Here is a 15,952-nt window from a genome sequence, read left to right as displayed (position 1 = left end):
CAGTCACCGTCACCCCCGAGGCGCCGGCCGTCCGGACTCGCAGAAGGACACGCCCGGTGTCGGTGACCGGGTGGGTGCTGCTCGCCCCGGCCGTGCTGCTGGTGCTCGCCCTGGTGGTGTACCCGCTGGTCGGAGTGATACTGCGCAGCTTTGACCCGCAGGGCGCGCTGTCGCTGGCCGACCCCGGGCTGAACAACTACCGGGAGATGGCGGCCGAGCCGGCGAACCGGATCATCCTGCGCAACACGTTCGTGATCGCGGCGGTGGCGGCGGTGGTCACCGTGGTCATCGCGTATCCGGTGGCGGCGTTCCTGTCCCGGTTGCCGGGGCGGCGGGCTCAGCTGCTGATGCTGTTCGTGTTGTTCCCGTTCTGGACCTCGGTGCTGGTGCGGATCTATTCGCTGCAGTTGTTGATGAGCGGCGCGGACCTGTTGTTCACCGAGGCGGCGGCGGCCATCGGAATGGTGAGCTATCTCCTTCCGTACCTCATTCTGATCTTTTACGGCGGAATGGTGCGGATCGACGACGGGCTGATGACCGCCGCGCGGACGTTGGGCGCCGGGCCGGGGCAGGCGGTGCGCCGGATCTTCGTCCCGCTGACCCGTCCGGCGGTGTACTCCGGGGCGCTGCTCGCGTTCGTGATCGGGCTCGGGTTCTTCCTGACGCCGGCGCTGTTGGGCGGGCCGTCGAACATCACGGTGTCGATGTACATCCAGCAGCAGGTCACGATCGGCAACTGGGGCGTGGCGGCGGCGATGGGCGTCGGGCTGCTGGTGCTGGCGCTGGTCATCTACTACGTGTTCGACCGCGCGTTCGGGATGGACGCGCTGGCCGGGGCGGGCGACCGGGGGCCGGTGAACGTCCAGGTGGCGCCGAGGCCGGGCGGTCGGCGGCGGGTGTCGGTGGGGCGGGCGGCGCTGGCCGGCTGGAGCGCGCTGGTGTTCGCGTTCCTGGTGGTGCCGCTGGTGTACGTAGTGTTGGTGTCGTTCTCGCCGAAGTCGTATTTGACGTTCCCGCCGTCCGGGTTGTCGCTGCAGTGGTACGAGGAGCTGTTCGCGGACACGGCATGGGGGGAGTCCGCGTGGTTGAGCTTCCAGGTGGCGGTGCTGGCGACGGTGCTGGCCACGGTGGCGGGCCTGCTCGCCGCGTTGGGGATGACCAGGGCGCGGCCGCGCGGGGCTCGGGCGCTGCGCGGGCTGTTCATGCTGCCGATGATCGTGCCGGTGGTGCTGATCGCGGCGGGGTTGTACGACCTGGAGGGGCAGCTCGGGATCGCGGGCACGGTGCTGGGGTACGGGCTGGCGCATGCGGTGCTGGCGCTGCCGTTCACCGTGTTGATCTGTACGGCCGCGCTGCAGCAGGTCGGTTCGTCGCTGGAGGAGGCGGCGCGCAGCCTGGGTGCCGGGCGGGTGACCGCGTTCTGCCGGGTCACGTTGCCGCTGGTGCTGCCGTCGGTGGCGGGGGCGGCGGTGATCGCGTTCATCACGTCGTGGGACGAGGCGGTCATCTCGTTGTTCCTGCAGGTCATCGAGCCGACGCTGCCGGTGAAGATCTACCAGTTCGTGCAGCAGGACCTGCGGCCCACGGTGGCGGCGCTGTCCACGTTGATTCTCGCCGCGCTGGTGCTCATCGGCGGCGGCGCGCTTGCCGTGCGGGCGGTCAGGCGCTCGGCATCTGGAGGTAGCCGGTGACGATGACCCATCAGGACGTGCGCGGGCGCGAGGGGCGGCCGGAGGCGGCCACCGGGGACGTCCGGTTGAGCGGCATCAGCCATGGGTACGGCGGTGTCGACGTGCTGCACGAGATCGACCTGGCGGTGGAGCACGGCGAGTTCCTGACGCTGCTCGGGCCGAGTGGCTCCGGGAAGTCGACGTTGTTGCGGCTGATCGGCGGGTTGGAGCGGCCGGGGCTCGGGTCGGTGCACATCGGCGGGCGGGACGTGACGGCGCTGCCGACCGAGCGGCGGGACGTCGGGGTGGTGTTCCAGAACTATGCGTTGTTCCCGCATCTGACGGTGGCGCAGAACGTGGCGTTCCCGCTGCGGATGCGCAAGGTCGACGGGGGCGAGTGCGCGCGGCGGGTCGGCGAGATGTTGGACGTGGTCGAGCTGGGCGGGATGGGCGAGCGGCATCCCGGGGAGCTGTCCGGCGGGCAGCAGCAGCGGGTGGCGCTGGCCCGGGCGCTGGTGTTCCGGCCCCGGTTGCTGCTGCTGGACGAGCCGTTCGGCGCGCTGGACCGGCGGCTGCGCGAGCAGTTGGGGCTGGAGGTGCGGCGGCTGCAGCGCGAGCTGGGGATCACCACGGTGTTCGTGACGCACGACCAGGACGAGGCGTTCACCATGTCCACCCGGATCGCGGCCATGGGCGCTGGGCGGGTGTTGCAGGTGGATGCACCGGCGGAGGTGTATCGGGCGCCGGCGTCGCTGGAGGTGGCCCGGTTGCTGGGGAACCTGAACGAGTTCTCGGTTCGGGTGGTCGGCGGTTCTGACGGCGGCGGGGTGGAGCTGGCCGGGCCGGGGGAGATGCGGTTCAGCCTGCCGGCGAAGGGTTCGTTGGCGGACGGTGAGACGGTTCGGTGCGGGGTTCGGCCGGAGCACGTGGCGGTGCGGGCGGAGGCGGACGGTCGGTGTTTCGCGCGGGCCAGGGTGATCGCGGCGATCTTCGGCGGCGGGTGGGTGCGCGCGCAGTTGGACATCGGCGACCATCCGCCGGTGATGGCGACGCTGCCGCACGACGGGACGCCGATCGCGGACGGCGACGAGGTGTGGTTCGGGTTCGACGAGGCGCACGGGATGTTGTTCGACCAGCGGACGGGGCAGCGCGTTGGCTGAGCTGACTCGTTTCCGGTGCAACGGGGCCGATCGGGAGGTCGAGGCCGGCGACCGGTTGCTGATCGACGTGCTGCGCGAGGAGCTGCGGCTGACCGGGACCAAGCTCGGCTGCGGCACCGGCGACTGCGGGGCGTGCACGGTGCTGTTGGACGGGCGGCCGGTGAACTCGTGCCTGGTGTTCGCGGCGGAGTGCGACGGCGGCGAGGTCCGGACGGCCGAGGGGGTGTCCGAGGGCGGCGCCGGGCGGGTGCTGGCCGAGGAGCTGGCGGCCGCCGGCGCCGTGCAGTGCGGCATCTGCACGCCCGGGATGCTGGTGATGGCGGCCGCGCTGGTGGCGTCGCGTACCGGAGGCGCCCCGGACCGCGCGGAGATCGAGACGGCGCTGGCCGGCAACCTGTGCCGCTGCACGGGCTACCTGCCGATCATGAGGGCGGTTACCGCCGCGGCGCGCCGGGTCGGGGAGGGAACCCCGTGACCGGCGTGCTGGGTACGGAGTTGAACCGTCCGGACGCCGTGGCCAAGGCGACCGGCCGCGCCCGCTACACCGAGGACATCCGCCCGGACGGCCTGTTGCACTGCGCCGTGGTCCGCTCGCCGCTGGCGTCCGCCCGGATCCGGTCGGTGGACACGGTGGCCGCTCTGAGCGCGCCCGGGGTGGTGCGCGTGCTGACCGCCGACGACCTGCCGGACCGCCGGTGGGGCGGCGTGCTGCACGACCAGCCCGTGCTGGCCCGCGAGGTGACGCGGTTCGCCGGCGAGCCGGTCGCGCTGGTGGTGGCCGAGGGCAAGGCGAACGCGGACCGGGCGGCGGCGCTGGTCGGGCTGGACCTCGTGCCGCTGCCGGCCGCCGTGACCCTGACCGACGCGCTGCGCGCGGACGCCTGGCAGGTGCACGCCGGCCAGCCGAACCCGCTGCCGCCGTCGCGGATCCGCCGAGGTGACGTCGACGCCTCCCTGCGAGACGCCGCGTTCACGGTGACCACCCGCATCGAGTCGCACCGCGTGCACCAGGCCTACCTCGAACCCCGCGCCACCCTGGCCGAGCTGGACCCGGACGGCGGCCTGGTCGTCACCACCACGTCCCAGGACCCGTTCACCGTCCGCAAGGGCCTGGCCGCGCTGCTGGACCGGCCGATGTCCGAGATCACCGTCCGGGTGCCCGCGCTCGGCGGCGGGTTCGGCGGCAAGCTGCACCTCGGCCTGGCCCCGCTGGCGGCGGTGGCGGCGCTGGCCACCGGGCGCCCGGTGCGGGTGGTCTGTTCGCGGGAGGAGGACCTGCGCGCCGGCAACCCCCGGGAGAACTCGATGGTCGAGCTGACCAGCGCCGTCGACGCCGACGGCCGTCTGCTGGCCAGGCGCGCGACCGTGTACCTGGACTCCGGCGCGTACGCGTTCGACACCCCGACGATCGCGTCCATCGCCGCGCTGCTCGGCACCGGTCCGTACCGGATCGACGCCGTGGACCTCTCCGCCGCCGCCGTGGCCACCAACACCTGCCCGACCGGCTCGTTCCGCGGTCCGTCCGGCCCGCAGCTGGTCTACGCCGTCGAGGCGCACATGGACGAGATCGCCGCCGCGGTCGGGCTGGACCCGGTCGAGGTCCGGCGACGCAACCTGCTGCGCAGCGGTGACCGCGGCCCGAACGGCGAGCTCATCCCGGACGTGAGCATCGCCGAGTGCCTGGACATCGCCTCCACCCGACTCGCGCGGTGGCGCTCCGACGCGCCGCCGCTGCCCGAGGGGCGGCGACGGGGTTACGGACTGGCCTGCGCGTGGTGGGTGACCAGCGGTTCGCCGGCCAGTGCGACGGTGACGATGAACGAGGACGGCACCGCGACGGTGGCCACCGGGGGCACGGAGATCGGCACCGGCGCGGTCGTCGTCGGGGTGGCCGCCGTGGTCGCCGACGAGCTGGGCATCCCGTTGTCCCAGGTCACGGTCCGCTCCGGCGGCACCGACGCGCCGTACGACGCCGGATCCAAGGGCAGCCGCACCCTGTACGGGATCGGCAACGCCGCCGTCTCCGCCGCCCGCGAGGTAGCTCGCCAACTGCGCGAAGAGGCCGCCGAACGCCTGGAGGCCGCCCCCGACGACCTGATCCTCACCGACGGCCGGGTCGAAGTTCGCGGGCTGCCGGACTCCGCGATCCCGCTCGCCGAAATCGCGACCGGCGCCCTGAACCGCACCGGCCCCCTCGTCGGCAGCGGCCGGTTCAAGGCCGCCCGCGCCCCACTCGCCGGATCAACCCTGGACGGCATGCGCTTCGACGTGTTCAACGAGGCCACGTTCCACTGCCACGCCGCCGAGATCGAGCTGGACCCGGAGACCGGCCGCATCGAGGTCCTCCGCTACCTGGCCGTGCACGACATCGGCACCGTCCTCAACCCCGAGGGCGCGCGCGGCCAGGTCGAGGGCGGCGTCGTGCAGGGCCTCGGGTACGCCCTGAGCGAGGTCCTCGACGTCGCCGCCGACGGCACCGTCCGCAACGCCGACCTCGTCGACTACCGGCTGCCCACCGTCGCGGACATCCCCCGCGACATCGAGACCGTGTTCCTGCCCGGCCACCCCGGACCCAGCGGCCCGCACGGCGCCAAGGGCGTCGGGGAGGCGCCGGTGATCGTCCCGGCGGCGGCGGTGGGGGCCGCCCTGCGGGACATCCTCGGCGCCCTGCCGGGCGCGCTGCCGCTGGACCCGATCCGGGTCGCGGCTTTTCTTGATCACTTAGAGAAAGGTAGTGCTCGTTGAGAGGGTTATTCATAAGTCCGGTTAGCGACGGCGGGCCGGAGGTCCGCCCGAGCGCCGGACTGCGCCGGACCGACATGACCTCGCCGATTGATGAAACGGCGCCTGACCGCCGGAGGCGGTCTCGATGAATAACCCGAACTTGAAGAAGACACCGAGTCAAGGGAAGCGGTACCGGATCGGGTTCGACATCGGCGGCACGTTCACCGACTTCGCGCTGCACGACGGCCAGACCGGCGAGCTGCACGTGTGGAAGCGGTTGTCCACCGCCCCGGACCCGTCGGTCGGCGCGCTGGCCGGGATCGACGACCTGCTCGCCCGCGTCGGCGCGAGCATGGACGAGGTCGGCCAGGTCGTGCACGGCACCACGATCGGCGCGAACACCGTGATCGAGCGCAAGGGCGCGAGCACCGCGCTGCTCGTCACCGAGGGCTTCCGGGACCTGCTGATCATGCAGCGGCCGGCCAGGTACAGCACGTACGACCTGTGGTTCGACAAGCACGAGCCGCTCACCCCACGGCACCGGGTGCTGGCGGTGCGTGAGCGGCTGGCCCACGACGGCACGGTGGTGCGCGAGCTGGACGAGGACGGGCTGCGGGCCGCGCTGGCCGAGCTGCGCGCCGCCGGGGTGGAGGCGGTCGCGGTGTCGCTGCTGCACTCCTACGCGGCGGGCGACCATGAGGTGCGGGTGGGCAAGCTGGTCGCCCAGGCGCTGCCGGAGGCGACGTTGTCGCTGTCCCACGAGGTGGCGCCGATCATCGGCGAGTACGAGCGGGCCAGCACGACGGTCGTGAACGCGTACATCCAGCCGGCGTTCCGGCGGTACCTGGACGCGCTGGGGCGGGCGCTGGGTGAGCGCGGGTTCACCGGGCAGATGTTCATCAACCAGGGCAACGGCGGGCTGTCCACGCCGGCCGAGGTGGTCGCGCTGCCGATCCGGGCGCTGGAGTCCGGGCCGGCGGCAGGGGTGTCGATGGCCGCCTGGCTCGGGCGCGAGCACGGGCGGGGGGATCTCGTCGCGTTCGACATGGGCGGGACGACGGCGAAGGCCTGTCTGATCGAGGGCGGCGAGCCCCGGATGGAGCGCGTCTTCGAGGTGGACCAGACGCTGATGCGGGTGGGCACCGGGCTGCCGGTGGTCACGCCGTCGGTGGACCTGATCGAGATCGGCGCCGGTGGCGGCAGCATCGCCCGCACCGGGCTGGGGATCATCGAGGTCGGGCCGGAGAGCGCGGGCGCGGACCCCGGGCCGGTCTGTTACGGATCCGGCGGTACCAGGCCGACGGTCACGGACGCGAACCTGGTGCTCGGGTATTTGAACCCGGACTACTTCCTGGGCGGGCGGATGAGCCTGGACCGCGACGGCGCGGCGGCCGCGATCGGGGAGCAGGTCGGCGAGCCGCTCGGGCTGGACACCGCCGGTGGCGCGTGGGGCATCCACGAGGCGGTCACGAACAACATGGAGCACGCCATCCGGGCGGTGTCCATCGAGCGCGGGCGTGATCCGAGGGACCTGACGTTGGTCGCGTTCGGCGGCGCCGGGCCCACGCACGCCGCCCGGCTGGCGCGCAACCTGGGCATCGGCGAGGTGCTGTTCCCGGCGGCGGCGGGCATCGCGTCGGCCGTGGGGTTGTTGCAGGCCGCGCCCCGGGTGGATTTGGCTCGGACGTTCGTGGCGGCGCTGGACCAGGGCGGCGCGGCCCGGCTGCGCGCCGAGCTGGCCGAGCTGGACGCCGAGGTCGGCAAGCTGCTGGACAACGTGGCGCCCGGCGCGGCGCGGTCCACCGACTATCTCGCGGACATGCAGTACACCGGGCAGGGGCACGTGGTCGAGGTGGAGGTGCCGCGCGACGCCGTCTCCGACCCGGCCGCGCTGGCGGTTGCGCTGCGGGAGCGGTTCGAGTCCGACTACGCCGGGAGGTACGGCTACAGCTATCCGGACGCGCGGGCGCAGCTCGTGTCGATCAAGGTGGTCGGGCGGGTGGAGCCGGCCGCGTTCGAGCTCCCGCGCAACACGGCGGCCGGTTCCGACGGGCCCGCGACGGTCACCAGGCAGGTGTACTTCCCGGAGAGCGGTGGTTACGTCGACACGGCGGTGTACCGGCGCGAAGAGCTGCCGGCCGGCACGTCGCTGGCCGGGCCGGCGGTCATCGAGGACGGCCAGTGCGCGATCTTGCTGCTGCCCGGGGACACCGCGACCGTCGACGACCGCTCCAACGTCCTGGCTCAGATCGCCGCCGTCGAAGGAGAGAACTGATCATGGACCCGCTCACGCTGGGTGTGATGTGGCGCGCCATGGTCGCGCTGACCAACGACGCCGGTGTGGTGCTGCGCCGCACCGCGTACTCCGAGGCCGTCCGGGAGGGCCGGGACTTCTCCGTCGGCCTGTTCGACAGGCACGGCCGGATGATCGTCCAAGGCGACTTCAGCCCCGGCCACCTCGGCTCGATGCCCTCCGCCGTGGAGAACTTCCTGCGCTTCTACCAAGCCGACGAGCTGCGCCCCGGCGACTGCCTGGTGCTCAACGACCCGTGGATGGGCTCGGGCCACCTGCCGGACTTCTTCATGCTCACCCCGTGCTTCGTCGACGACATGATCGTCGGCTACGCCGTCAACTGCACGCACATGATCGACGTCGGCGGCGCCGCGCCCGGGTCGCAGCAGGTCGAGGACATCAACGACCAGTTCCAGGAGGGCCTGCGGCTGTGGCCAACCCGGGTCTGGAGCGCCGGTGAGCCCAACCACGAGGTACTGCGGATCATCGAGGCGAACGTCAGGATCCCGGACAAGCTGCTCGGCGACCTGATGGCGATGCGCAACTGCAACCGGATCGTCGAGCAGCGGCTGGCCCAGCTGATCGGCAAGTACGGCATGGCCCGCTACGACGAGGCCTGCGACGAGGTGCTGGACCGCTCCGAGGCCGCGACCCGCGCCGCGCTCGCCACCATGCCCGACGGCACCTACCGCGCCGTCGACCACTTCGACGACTACGGACCGGGCACCGACCCGCTGCGCATCGAGGTGGCGGTCACCGTGGACGGCGACTCGGTGACCATCGACTTCACCGGCTCCAGCCCGCAGACCGCGTCCGGCATCAACGCCGTGCTCACCTACGTCCGCGCGTTCTGCTACTACACCGTCAAGTGCGTCACCAGCGGCGGTTCGGTGCCGCAGAACGGCGGCTGCCTGCGGCCGATCACGTTCGTGGCCGAGCCCGGCTCGGTGGTCAACGCCCAGCCGCCGGTCGGCGTCGGCGCGCGGGCGATCATGCAGCAGCGCTTCGTGGACGTGCTCATGCAGGCGTTCGCCGAGGTCATGCCGGAGCGGGTGATCGCGCCCAGCTCGCACTGGGCGAACCCGAACCTGGGCGGTCACGACCCGCGCACCGGCCGCCCGTTCGTGCACTACGACATCGTGATCGGCGGGTTCGGCGGCCGGGCGCACTCCGACGGCATGGAGGCCACCCCGAGCGCGTTCAACATCGACGGCATCCCGGTGGAGGTCAACGAGAACGCCTACCCGGTGCGGGTGGAGCGGCTGGAGCTGATCCCGGACTCGGCCGGCGCCGGGCGCAACCGGGGCGGGCACGGCATCCGCAAGGACGTCACCATGCTCGGCGAGAACATGACGTTCTCCAACCTCACCGACCGGCAGCGGTTCGCCCCGCCGGGCATCCTGGGCGGCCAGCCCGGCGAGGTGGGGCGGACGGTGCTGCACTCCGCCGACGGTTCGGCCGAGCCGGTCGTGCTCGGGTCCAAGGGGACCTACCAGCTGCGCCACGGCGACCGGGTGAGCACCTGGCTGTCCGGCGGGGGTGGGTACGGAGACCCGCTGGACCGCGAGCCCGAGCGGGTGGCGGCGGACGTGGCCGCCGGGTTGTTGAGCGTGGAGAAGGCGGCGCGGGCGTACGGCGTGGTAGTGAACGATGCCGGTGTCGTCGACGTCGAGGCCACCCGCGCCGCCCGGGAGGAGCTGGACATCGAGCGCAGGGGTGCGCGGCGGTGAGCGTGACGTTCTCCTTCGACGGCCGGAAGGTGCCCGCCAGCGAGGGCCAGTCGGTGGCCGGGGCGCTGCTCGCGGGCGGCCACGACGTGCTGACCCGGAGCCCGAAGTACCGCCGCCCGCGCGGCGTCTACTGCGCGCACGGGCACTGCCCGAACTGCCTGCTGCGGGTGGACGGGGTGCCGCACGTGCGGTCGTGCATGGTGGCGGCGGCGGACGGGATGCGGGTGCAGACCGAGGGCGCGACCCGGCGGCGGTTCGACCCGTACCGGGCGTTGAACCTGGTCGGGAAGCTGTTCCCGGTCGGGTTCCAGTACCGGTGGTTCAAGCGGCAGAACCTGGCCTGGCGGCTGTGGGAGGGCCGGCTGCGGTCGCTCGCGGCGGACACCGAGGTGCCGGCGCCGTTCGAGGTGCCGCCGGCCCGGCGGCTGAGCGCGGACCTGCTGGTGGTCGGCGCCGGGCCGGCGGGTCTGGCGGCGGCGGCCTCGGCGGCGCGGGCAGGGCTGAAGGTAGTGCTGGTGGGCCGGCGGGCGCGGCTGGGCGGTTCGGCCTCGGCGGTGCTCGGTGATCAAGGCTCGACCGTCGGCGCCGACGAGCTGGAGTTCGTACGGGCGTCGGCGGACGTCACGGTGCTCGCGCCCGCGACGGTCGTGGCCGGGTTCGACGACAGGTACGTGGTGGACGCCGGCGACGCGGCCGTCGAGGTGACCGCCCCGGCGTCCGTGCTCGCCACCGGCGCCTACCAGCGCGCCGTCGCGTTCCCCGGCAACGACCGCCCCGGCGTGCTGCTGGCCACCGCGCTGCACCGCCTGGCGCTGGAGGACCGGGCTCTCGCCGGAGCGGCCGCCGTGCTCGTGACCGACGACGACTCCGCCTACCACTGCGCCGACGACCTGGCCCGCGCCGGCGTGACCGTCCGCGCCATCGTCGACACCCGTCCGCGCGGAACCCGCCGGCCGGACGCGGAGCTGCCCCCGTCCACCGAGGTCCTGACCGGCTCACGGGTGGTCCGGATACGGGGCCGGCGCCGGGTCACCGCCGCCGTGGTCGACACCGGCGGCGCCTGGCGTTCCATCGGCTGCACGGTGATCGGCATGAGCGGCGGCTGGCAGCGCGCCGACGAGCTCCGCTACGTGGCGACCAGCACCGGCGACGACGTCGTACACGGCTCCCGAGCCGCCCGCATCGACCCCGGCCAGCAAGGCGGCGGCCCGATGCCCGTGCTGCACGGCGTCGGCGCCGTGGTCGGCACCATGGACCGCGCCGCCGCGCTCGCCGAGGGCCGTGCCGCCGGGGAGTGGGCCGCCGGGGAGTGGGCCGCCGGGGAGTGGGCCGCCCGTGCCTGACAAGACGATGCTCTGCCTGTGCCTGGACATCACCGAGCACGACCTGGACCGGGCCGTCGCCGAAGGCTTCACCGACGCCGAGACGCTGAAACGCTACACAGCGGCGTTCATGGGCCCCTGCCAGGGCAAATCGTGCATGGACACCATCCTGGCCCGCCTCGCGGACAAGACCGGCGTCGACGTCGAGTCGCTGCGCCGCCCGACGATGCGCCCGCCCGCGCACCCGATCCGCCTGGGCATCCTCGCCTGCCTGGGAGACGCCAATGCTCAGTAAGGTCATCCCCGGCGCGAAAGCCCTGCGCAACCACGAGATCGTGATCATCGGCGGCGGCGTGCACGGACTCTCGCTGGCCTACAACCTCGCGAAGTCCGGCCGCACCGACGTGGCCGTGTTCGAGCGCTCCTACCTCGGCGCCGGCGCCAGCGGCCGCAACCTGTCGCTGATCCGCAGCTCGTGGCAGCAACCCGCCTGGGCCGAGCTGGTCTGGTACTGCCGCCAGATCTGGAGCCAGATCTCCGTCGAGCTGGACTACAACGTCATGCTCACCCAGCGCGGCTCGTACCTCTGCATCCGCGACGAACGCTCCGTCGCGGTGGCCCGCGACGCGGTGGCCATGCAGAACTCCCTCGGCATCCCCACCCGCATGGTCACCGCCGCGGAGTTGGCCAAAGCGGTCCCACCCCTGGACACCACCGGCATGCTCGCCGGCGTCCACGACCCGACGGCCGGGATCTCCCGCCACGACGCCCTGGTCTGGGCCTACGCCCGCGCCGCCGACCGCCTCGGCGTCGCGATCCACACCGAGACCCCGGTGACCGGCCTGTCCGTCAGCGGCAACCGGGTCAACCGCATCCTCACCGACCGGGGCTCGATCGCCGCCGACATCGTGATCAACTGCGCCGGCTCCGGATCCGCCGAGGTCGCGGCCATGGCCGGCGTCCGGCTGCCGCTGCGCAAGCTGGCCCTGGAGATGTTCGTGACCGAGCCCTACCGGGCCTACCTGGACCCGATCGTCTCCGTCATCGAAGACCAGGCATACATCATGCAGACCTCCCGGGGCGAGTTCGTCGGCGGCGCCGAGCCCACCGGCCACGTCGGCGCCCCCCGCCTGGCCACCAGCTACGCGGCGCTCCGCCAGTCCGCCGCCGTGCTGGCCCGCCTGTTCCCCGCACTGCGCGGCGTCAACATCCTGCGCGCCTGGGCCGGCCTGATCGACATGACCCCGGACGGCGCCGGCCTGGTCGGGCAGACCGAGGAGCGGCCGAACTTCTACCTGGACTGCGGTTGGGGCGGCGAGGGCTACATGGTCTCCGTCGGCACCGGCCCGCTGATCGCGGAGTACCTCAACACCGGCGTGCTGGACCGCCGCCTGCGCCCGTTCCACCACGGCCGGTTCGCCACCGGCGAGCGCCTCGACGACGGCCTGCTGGTGGTCGACGCCGCCGGCGAGACCAGGACATGACCAGACCTTGCGAAGACCAAAGGAGAGTTTCCGACATGCCTGACAGGGCGTCCGAAGTGGCCGACTACAAACGCGGTTACGCCTGCGTGGACGGCGAGTTCGTGCCCGCCGCCACCGCCTCGGTGTCGATCTTCGACCACAGCTTCCTCTACGGCGACGGGGTGTTCGAGTCGATCGTCTGCCGGGGCGGGCGGCCGTTCGCGCTGCGCCCGCACCTGGACCGGCTGTGGGCGTCCTGCCAGTACCTGCGGATCACCCCGCCGTGCGACCGGGACCGGATCGCGGCGCTGATCACCGAGCTGCTGGAGCGCAACGGGCTGGCCGACGGCTACGTGCGGGTGGTGGTCAGCCGCGGCGAGGGCTACCCCGTCTCCGACCCGCGCAAGGCGGTGAACCCGAAGCTGGTCATCTCCGTGCAGGGCGCCTCGGCGGCGGCCCGCCCGCGCGACGTCGGGGTGAAGCTGGCGATCGCGTCCACCCGCCGCATCCCGCCGATCTGCCTGGAGCCGAGGGTCAAGTCGAACAACTACCTCAACCACATAGTCGCCAAGCTGGAGGCCATCGGCGCCGGCGCGGACGACGCGATCCTGCTGGACATCGACGGCAACGTGGCCGAACTCCCGGTGGCGAACATCTTCGTCCGGCACGGCGACGTGCTCTCCACCCCGCCGGCGAACGGCATCCTGGCCGGCATCACCCGCGAGACGGTCATGCGCCTGGTCTCCGGCGGCGCGGCCGGCCCGGGGCTGCGCGTCGAGCAGCGGGTGATGGCCCCGTACGACCTGTTCACCGCGTCCGAGGTGTTCATCGTCGGCACCGGGACCGGCGTCGCGTTCGTCAGCTCCATCGACGGGCGACAGGTCGGCGACGGCACCGCCGGGCCGGCGACCACACGGCTGATGGACGCCTACGCGGACCTGCTCGCGCGCGGCGGCCCGGACGCCGCGGACCTCGAACCCCAACTGACCGGCAAAGGAGCCTGAAGCGTGCACTACCCCGAACTGGAAGGCAAGAACGTCCTGGTCACCGGCGGCTCGCGGGGGATAGGCGAGGTCACCGTCCGCGACTTCGTGGCCGCCGGCGCGAACGTGTTCTTCAACTACCGCGCCAGCTCCGCCCGCTCCGACGAGCTGGTCGCCGAGCTGGGCGCCGACCGCGCCGCCGCGACCAAGGCCGACCTCGCCGACGTGCACGACGTCTCCCGCCTGTGGGACGAGGCGGTGGCCTGGAAGGGCGGCATCGACGTCCTGGTCAACAACGCCTCGGTCCGCGAGCCCATCGACCTGGACGCCCCCACCGAGGACTGGGACAACCACTGGACCGAGGCGCTGCGGGTGAACCTGGTAGCGCCCGCGCACCTGTCCCGGTTCGCCATCCACCACTTCCAGGCGCGCGCCACCCAGGGCGTGATCATCGGTATCACCGGCCGCATCGCCGTGCGCGGCGACTACCCCGACTACCTCCAGGACGGCGCCGCCAAGGGTGGGCTGAACTCCCTGATCAGGGGCATCGCGCGCGGCTTCGCGAAGGACGACATTCTCGCGTACCTGATCTGCGGCGGCATCATCGAGACCGACCAGGCCCGCACCCAGATCGACAGCCACGGCGGCGACGCCCGCTTTCTGACCGAGATCCCGATGGGCGAGTTCGGCACCCCGAAGGACATCTCCGAGCTGATCCTGTTCCTGTCCACCGGCCGCGCCCGCTACTCCACCGGCTCCACGATCGACGCCACCGGCGCGTCCTACCTGCACTGACCGAGGGCGCGAGAGATGGCTGCCGTAGCGGCGGAGTTCGAGTACCGGAGGCCGGGCACGGTGGCCGCGCTGATCGCGGACATGGCCGAGCCGGGGGCGTGCGCGCTGGCCGGGGGCACTGACCTGGTGCCGCTGCGGGCGGCCGGCGCGCTCGCCCCGTCCGTCCTGGTCGACGTCAAGCACATCGCGGAGTTGCGCGGGGTGCACGCCAACAACGACGGGATACGGATCGGCGCCGCGACCACGCTGGCCGACCTCGGCGCCCGCGTCGACCCGGCGCTGGACGCGGTCCTGGACGGCGCCCGGGTGGTCGGCGGCGCGCAGACCCGCGAGCGGGCCACCCTCGGCGGGAACCTGTGCCGATCGTCCCCGGCCGGCGACACCCTGTGCGGCCTGCTCGTGCTCGACGCCGTGGCCGAGCTGCACTCCGCGCGCGGCACCCGGGAGGTCGCCGTCCGCGACTTCTTCACCGGCCCCGGCCGCAACGTCATGACCCCCGACGAGATCCTGGTGTCCGTCCTTTTCCCGGCGGGCCGCGGTGGCTCGGCGTACCGGCGGTTCACCTACCGGCGCTGGATGGACCTCGCGGTGGTCGGCGTCGCCGCCCGGCTGGCGTTCTCCGAGGACACCTGCGTGGACGCCGCCGTCGCGATCGGCGCCGTGGCCCCGACGCCGCTCCTGGTCCCCGACGCCGCGTCCGCCCTGGTCGGAACCGCCTGCGACGACGCCGCGATCGCTCGCGCCTTGGAGCCCGTACTCGCCACCGCCGCTCCCATAGACGACGTCCGTGGCACCCGCGCGCACCGCCTGCGCGTCCTGCGCTCCCTCACCAGCGACGTTCTCCGCTTAGCTCGCGCCCGCGCCCGCTCGCGCCCGCCAGCGCACTAGTTTCCCGCGGCGTGCCGCATCATGCACACCGGTGCGGAGTGCGCTCCTACAAGGTTCTGAGACCCCCCGTTCGGCTTGGCGCCTGTACCACTTGCCGCTGCAATCGATTCCCGTTGTCGCTTGTGCGCACCCACGGTCGTTGCGACCGATATCAAAGAACACACATGGGGGAACTCCATGGACAGTGGGGGAAACTTCAACCTGTCGGTACCGGCGCTGGGCGCTCTGGAGCCACTGGGGCGCGGGGTGATGTACCGGAAGGGTCGTCAGCTTATACGCCAGGGCGAGGAGGGCGACTGCGTCATCGTCCTGCGCACCGGCTTCGTGAAGATCATGAGCCACACTTCGGCCGGTAGCGTCCGACTGCTGGGCGTCTGTGGGCCGGGGGCGCTGCTGGGCGAAATGGCCTGCATCGATGATCGACCACGGTCGGCGTCGGTGGTGGCGGGTGGCCCGCTGTCCGGAGTCAAGATCGCGCGGAGCCAGTTCCTGGGCTACCTCGGGGAGTTCCCGAGGGTGGCGTTCGAGGTGGTCCGGCAGGTCTCCGTGCGGCTGCGCACGTCCGAGACCCATCACATGGCGTTGCTGGCCCACGACGTCGACACCCGGGTGCTGCGGGTGCTTGTGCACGTCGGCGAGTTCTTCGCCCGGTTGGACGGCCGGTATCCGGTCACCATCCCGCTGAACCAGGAGGAGCTGTCGCAGATGGCCGCCGCGTCGGTCGGGTCGGTGCAGCGGTCGCTGCGTGATCTGCGTGAGCGGTCGGTCGTCGAGACCCGCTACGGCAGGCTCGTCCTGCCCTGCACCGACAGGGTGCGCCGAGCACTCCCATCGGAAAACTTCGCACAACCCACCACACGATGTTTTTGCCGCGCCTGTCGCCCTTCATCCTGATCAACCTCAGCGCAGTCGTGACCACCCCGA

General features: G+C 72.5%; 13 protein-coding genes. All 13 read left to right on the top strand.

Translation table 11 applies throughout. The features are described from left to right. Positions 1–56: 56 nt before the first annotated feature. The 13 genes from N912_RS0122470 (at position 57) to N912_RS0122410 (ending at position 15,922) form a co-directional block, all read left to right on the top strand. Entirely contained in the window at positions 57–1,691 is a 1,635-nt protein-coding gene (locus N912_RS0122470; RefSeq protein ID WP_028924163.1) for an ABC transporter permease subunit, read from the top strand. Positions 1,692–1,693: 2 nt separating this feature from the next. Then, complete coding sequence (locus N912_RS53890; RefSeq protein ID WP_051580615.1) at positions 1,694–2,830, top strand: ABC transporter ATP-binding protein; 1,137 nt, start codon at positions 1,694–1,696, stop codon at positions 2,828–2,830. Beyond that, positions 2,823–3,305, top strand: a complete 483-nt coding sequence (locus N912_RS0122460; RefSeq protein ID WP_037065854.1) for a (2Fe-2S)-binding protein — start codon at positions 2,823–2,825, stop codon at positions 3,303–3,305. Before N912_RS53890 ends, N912_RS0122460 begins: the two co-directional genes overlap by 8 nt. Beyond that, positions 3,302–5,575: a xanthine dehydrogenase family protein molybdopterin-binding subunit gene (locus N912_RS0122455; RefSeq protein WP_028924161.1), complete on the top strand. Its 2,274-nt coding sequence runs from the start codon at positions 3,302–3,304 to the stop codon at positions 5,573–5,575. The genes N912_RS0122460 and N912_RS0122455 overlap by 4 nt, the downstream gene beginning before the upstream one ends. A 124-nt stretch (positions 5,576–5,699) precedes the next feature. Further along, positions 5,700–7,829 carry a hydantoinase/oxoprolinase family protein gene (locus N912_RS0122450; RefSeq protein WP_064745343.1) on the top strand — a complete coding sequence of 710 codons (2,130 nt, stop codon included), beginning with the start codon at positions 5,700–5,702 and terminating at the stop codon, positions 7,827–7,829. 2 nt (positions 7,830–7,831) lie between these two features. Continuing rightward, the gene (locus tag N912_RS53885) at positions 7,832–9,577 is read left to right on the top strand and encodes a hydantoinase B/oxoprolinase family protein (RefSeq protein ID WP_051580614.1); all 1,746 of its coding nucleotides are present in this window, start codon (positions 7,832–7,834) and stop codon (positions 9,575–9,577) included. After that, positions 9,574–10,920, top strand: coding sequence for a (2Fe-2S)-binding protein (locus N912_RS64565; protein WP_028924159.1), 1,347 nt, complete (start codon positions 9,574–9,576; stop codon positions 10,918–10,920). The genes N912_RS53885 and N912_RS64565 overlap by 4 nt, the downstream gene beginning before the upstream one ends. Beyond that, positions 10,913–11,194: a (2Fe-2S)-binding protein gene (locus tag N912_RS0122435; RefSeq protein ID WP_028924158.1), complete on the top strand. Its 282-nt coding sequence runs from the start codon at positions 10,913–10,915 to the stop codon at positions 11,192–11,194. Before N912_RS64565 ends, N912_RS0122435 begins: the two co-directional genes overlap by 8 nt. Then, on the top strand, positions 11,184–12,383 hold the full coding sequence (locus N912_RS0122430; RefSeq protein ID WP_028924157.1) for an NAD(P)/FAD-dependent oxidoreductase: 1,200 nt from the start codon (positions 11,184–11,186) through the stop codon (positions 12,381–12,383). The genes N912_RS0122435 and N912_RS0122430 overlap by 11 nt, the downstream gene beginning before the upstream one ends. 35 nt (positions 12,384–12,418) lie before the next feature. Continuing rightward, the gene (locus tag N912_RS53880; RefSeq protein WP_064745342.1) at positions 12,419–13,366 is read left to right on the top strand and encodes an aminotransferase class IV; all 948 of its coding nucleotides are present in this window, start codon (positions 12,419–12,421) and stop codon (positions 13,364–13,366) included. Between the two features lie 3 nt (positions 13,367–13,369). Next, positions 13,370–14,140 carry an SDR family NAD(P)-dependent oxidoreductase gene (locus N912_RS0122420; RefSeq protein ID WP_028924156.1) on the top strand — a complete coding sequence of 257 codons (771 nt, stop codon included), beginning with the start codon at positions 13,370–13,372 and terminating at the stop codon, positions 14,138–14,140. A 15-nt stretch (positions 14,141–14,155) separates the two neighbouring features. Beyond that, complete coding sequence (locus N912_RS53875; protein ID WP_037065850.1) at positions 14,156–15,028, top strand: FAD binding domain-containing protein; 873 nt, start codon at positions 14,156–14,158, stop codon at positions 15,026–15,028. A 177-nt stretch (positions 15,029–15,205) separates the two neighbouring features. Next, the gene (locus tag N912_RS0122410; protein ID WP_028924155.1) at positions 15,206–15,922 is read left to right on the top strand and encodes a Crp/Fnr family transcriptional regulator; all 717 of its coding nucleotides are present in this window, start codon (positions 15,206–15,208) and stop codon (positions 15,920–15,922) included. The last annotated feature ends 30 nt before the right edge of the window (positions 15,923–15,952 follow it).

This window comes from Actinospineispora acaciae DSM 45401, from assembly GCF_000620785.1.
GTDB classification, from domain to species: domain Bacteria; phylum Actinomycetota; class Actinomycetes; order Mycobacteriales; family Pseudonocardiaceae; genus Pseudonocardia; species Pseudonocardia acaciae.
This window is presented reverse-complemented; position numbering and strand designations above follow the sequence as displayed.

Coding starts and splice junctions, on each gene's coding strand:
- N912_RS0122450 (WP_064745343.1), top strand. CDS start 5,700: ATGAATAACCCGAACTTGAAGAAGACACCGAGTCAAGGGAAGCGGTAC.
- N912_RS53880 (WP_064745342.1), top strand. CDS start 12,419: ATGCCTGACAGGGCGTCCGAAGTGGCCGACTACAAACGCGGTTACGCC.
- N912_RS0122410 (WP_028924155.1), top strand. CDS start 15,206: ATGGACAGTGGGGGAAACTTCAACCTGTCGGTACCGGCGCTGGGCGCT.
- N912_RS53875 (WP_037065850.1), top strand. CDS start 14,156: ATGGCTGCCGTAGCGGCGGAGTTCGAGTACCGGAGGCCGGGCACGGTG.
- N912_RS0122430 (WP_028924157.1), top strand. CDS start 11,184: ATGCTCAGTAAGGTCATCCCCGGCGCGAAAGCCCTGCGCAACCACGAG.
- N912_RS53885 (WP_051580614.1), top strand. CDS start 7,832: ATGGACCCGCTCACGCTGGGTGTGATGTGGCGCGCCATGGTCGCGCTG.
- N912_RS53890 (WP_051580615.1), top strand. CDS start 1,694: ATGACCCATCAGGACGTGCGCGGGCGCGAGGGGCGGCCGGAGGCGGCC.